The sequence below is a fragment of the Streptomyces phytophilus genome, from assembly GCF_013870535.1.
GTDB lineage: Bacteria > Actinomycetota > Actinomycetes > Streptomycetales > Streptomycetaceae > Streptomyces > Streptomyces phytophilus.
The window spans coordinates 1-2,410 of sequence record NZ_JACBXC010000943.1 but is presented as its reverse complement, the minus strand read 5'-3'; the positions used below and the strand labels follow the sequence as shown (position 1 = coordinate 2,410).

General features: G+C 71.2%; 1 protein-coding gene. It reads right to left on the bottom strand.

Annotated features, from left to right (window positions below):
• Positions 1-430 precede the first annotated feature (430 nt).
• The gene (locus H5J30_RS27490) at positions 431-2,068 is read right to left on the bottom strand and encodes an FAD-binding oxidoreductase (RefSeq protein ID WP_181790011.1); all 1,638 of its coding nucleotides are present in this window, start codon (positions 2,066-2,068) and stop codon (positions 431-433) included.
• Positions 2,069-2,410 lie beyond the last annotated feature (342 nt).

Below are 2,410 nucleotides of genomic sequence, written 5' to 3'. Positions count from 1 at the left end.
CCGGCAGCATCTGGCGCCGGCTCGGTCCTGTGGGGCCCTCGGGGGCGGATGCGGAGTCGGGGGGCGGGGCGGAGGCGTGCAAGGCGGTGCTCCTTTCGTGGCGGGACGGTCACCGTTGGAGCGGGACGGGCCGGGGGCGCAGGGTGGCACGGTACGTGAGCCCGCTCGATACGCGGCTGAGCGCGGGGTGCGTACCGGGGCGCGGCACACGCGGTGGCGGTGGTGCCTGGGGCGGTGGTACGTGGTGCGGCCGGCGGCCGTCGCGGTGAACCGGTCGCGGTACGTGCACCGTTCGCGGCCCGTGGCCCTTCGGCCGTACGCCATCAGCATCCCGGCCCGGCCGCTCCCCGTCGACGGCGCGTGCGCCGCCCGGCCCGGGAGCCCCAGCGCCCCGGGCCGGGCGGCAGTGCCTCGGCCGCCTGCCGGACGCCTACTCGGGCAGCCGTACGGACTGGGCGTGCCGGAAGACGTTCCCCGGGTCGTACGCGGCCTTGACCTGCTGCAAGCGGGGGTAGCCCTGCTTGTAGTACAGGTCGTGCCAGGGGGTGTCCGAGGTGTTCCACTGCGGGTCGCCGAGGTCGATGTCCGGGTAGTTGATGTAGCAGCCGTCGTTGACCTCGTTGGGGACGGGGACGCCGCCGGTGTCCGCGTACACGTCGCGGTACATGTTCCGGATCCAGGAGAGCTTCGCCGCCTCCTCGGCGTCCTCGCTCCAGTACGCCTGGTACTGGAGCTTGAGGATCGAGTCCCGCTGCGGCGCCGCGGTCGCGTCCGTGCCGACCGCGTTGACCTGCGCGCCGTACGAGTCGATCGAGACGAGCGCGCTGCGCTGGTCGGTCTCGGTGAGGTTCTTGTACATGGCGGATATCTGCTCTTCCGGGAACGCCTGCCGCAGGTACGCCGACTTGTAGTCGCCGCGCCCGCCCCAGCCGGACCCGCCGAGCTGGCGGGTGGCGACCAGCCACGGCCGCGCCTGCGGCGCGAACAGCTCGGGCATCGCCCGCATCTCGTTCGTCGACAGCGTCGCCGGCTGCGCGTCGCCCATGTGGCCGCCGATCTCGGCGAGGAAGTCGTCGAGTCTGCCCGCCGCGCCGGGCCGGGTGGCGTCGATCTGGGTGGTCATCGAGATCGAGCCGCTGGCCTTCGTGCTGCAGACGAGCATGCTGAACATCCCGGCGTACGGGTTGCCGGGGGCGCTGTGCTCCGCGTAGAAGTTGCCGTAGTTGCGCAGCAGGGTGCGGAAGCGGTCCTCGGTGATGGTGTTCCAGGACCACGACTGCTGGTGCACGTACACCTCGCCGGGCGGCTGCGGCAGCTGCTTCTCCGGCGCCAGCCGCTCGGTGCCCGGGGCGCGCAGGAAGTAGCGGGTGACGACGCCGAAGTTGCCGCCGCCACCGCCGGTGTGCGCCCACCACAGGTCGTGGTGCGGGTCGTTCTTGTCGCTGGTCGCCACGACGGCGCGGGCCTTGCCCGCGGCGTTCACGACGACGACCTCGACGGCGTGGATGTAGTCGCTCGTCAGCCCGAACTGCCGGGACAGCAGCCCGAATCCGCCGCCCTGGATATGGCCGCCGGCGCCGACAGAGGAACAGGAACCGCCCGGGATCGTCACCCCCCAGCGGCGATACAACTCCATATAGACCTCCATCAGCGTGCAGCCGGGCTCGATGACGAAGGCGCGTCTCTTCTGGTCGTACGAGATGTCGTTCATCGCCGACAGGTCGAGGACGACCTGGGTGTCGGAGTGGTAGACGAATGCCTCGTAGCAGTGGCCGCCGCTGCGTACGGCGAGGCGCTTTCCGGCGCGTACGGCCTCCTCCACCGCGGCCACCACCTGGTCGGTTTCCGTGGCCACCCGGATCGCGTCGGGCCGGGCGCGCCAGCGGCCGTTGCTGCCGGAGACGAAGTCGGGATAGCGGGCGTCGGCGGGCGTGATGGTCGAGGCGGGAACGCCGCGGGCGGCGGCTCCGGCCGAGGTCGCGGCGGCGACCTGGCCGGTGCCGAGGGCGGCGGCACCGCCTACGGCGGCGCTTGAAAGAAGTACTTTCCGGCGTGAGACGTTGTCCATGAGGAAACTCCCGTCGGCGCAGAGGGAAAATGGGCAGCACAAAGTCCGGCGGCACGCATTTGCGTAGGCAGAAGAATTTCGTCGGGGCGGCGCTCGATGCGGAAAGATGTTAATCCCGGGTGGCCGGGACGTAAATCCCGGTTTGGGAATGCCCGTATCCAATTCCCTGATACTCGGCGGGAGTTGGGCCGCCGCCGCGGGGCTGCTGTGGGCCGTTGCGCGGGGCGCAGCCAACGGAATGTAACAGACCGCCCGGGAGAAGGCCGGTGCGGAAGGACTGCTTCAGGCCGCGGGCCTGCGCACCGGGTCGGGGGCGGTGTCCTGGATTCCGGCGGCGGGCGC